The 1,223-nt window shown below is 65.8% G+C and carries 2 protein-coding genes; both read left to right on the top strand.

The genetic code is table 11. The features are described 5' to 3' along the window. On the top strand, positions 1–657 hold a 657-nt coding region (locus DQW85_RS47595; RefSeq protein ID WP_275888191.1), incomplete at its 5' end, for a condensation domain-containing protein. After that, positions 623–1,223, top strand: a 601-nt coding sequence (locus DQW85_RS47590; protein WP_275888190.1) for a condensation domain-containing protein, incomplete at its 3' end; no start/stop codon positions are given. The genes DQW85_RS47595 and DQW85_RS47590, both read left to right, overlap by 35 nt.

Genomic DNA, 1,223 nt, shown 5'->3' with positions numbered 1-1,223 from the left:
TTGACGCCGATCCAGCATTGGTTCGTCGGTCAGGACATCGCTGATCGTGATCATTGGAACTGGTCGGGCATGTTCGAACTCGCGCCTGGGGCCGATGCCTCGGCGTTGGCGCGCGCGGTGGATGCTGTGGTGGCGCATCATGACGCGCTGCGGATCCGGTTCGCCTATGACCCTGCCCAGCGGGCGTGGGTGCAGCACAATGCCCCGGCTGAGGAGGGCGACGTCTTCTCGGTCGTGGATGCGGTCGGGATGGTTGAGGCCCAGGTCGCCGAGCGGATGACGCTCGCGCAGACGTCGTTGAGCTTGGCCGATGGGCCGTTGATCAAGGTGGTCTACTTCGATCGGGGCGAGGAGCCGGGCTGGCTGGGGATCACGGTTCATCACCTGGTGATGGACGGGGTGTCGTGGAACGTCCTGCTGGAGGACCTCGACAGCGCTTACCGGGGTGAGCGGCTGCCTGCCAAGACGACGTCCTTCCAGCAGTGGGCCGAGAAGCTCCAGACCTACGCCACCTCCGACAAGGCACGAGCGCAGCTGCCGTACTGGACGGAACAGGTCGAGTCCGGCTTCGCCGTGCCGGTCGACGAGCCGGGCGGTGCCAACACCGAGGCTGATCAACGATGTGCTGCTGGCCGGGCTGTTGCAGGCGCTGGGTGAGTGGGCGGGCACCGATGCGGTGACGATCGACCTGGAGAGCCACGGCCGGGAGGCGGTGGCCGAAGACGTCGACGTTTCACGGACAGTTGGCTGGTTCACCTCCATCTTCCCGGTCAGGCTCGCCGCCCCCGACCTCGCCGACTCGGCCACCGTGCTGAAGTCGGTCAAGGAGCAGTTGCGCGGTAGTCCTGATCGTGGTGTGGGTTATGGGGCGCTGCGTTATCTGACGGGCCAGCTGGGTCAGGTGGCGAGTCCGCAGGTGCTGTTCAACTACGGTGGTGCGTTCGATGCCGTCGGGGATGGCGAGGTGGGGTTGCTGGTTCGGGAGTTGTCTCCTGAGCTGTATGGCCCGAGTGAGGGCCAGGAGCAGACTCGGTCGCATCTGTTGCAGGTGGAGGTGTCGCAGACCGCTGATGGTGGGATGGCGTTCGAGTGGTATTTCTCCGCGAACGTGCACCGGCCGGAGACGATCGAGCGGGTTGCTGCGGCCTATGTGCGGGCGTTGCGGGCGTTGGTGGAGCATTGTCTGTTGCCGGGGGCGGGTGGGTTCACGCCGTCGGATTTCG

Source organism: Nonomuraea lactucae (genome assembly GCF_003313395.1).
GTDB classification, from domain to species: Bacteria; Actinomycetota; Actinomycetes; order Streptosporangiales; family Streptosporangiaceae; genus Nonomuraea; species Nonomuraea lactucae.
The sequence above is the reverse complement of the archived record's forward strand: the minus strand, read 5'-3'. Positions and strand labels throughout refer to the sequence as shown.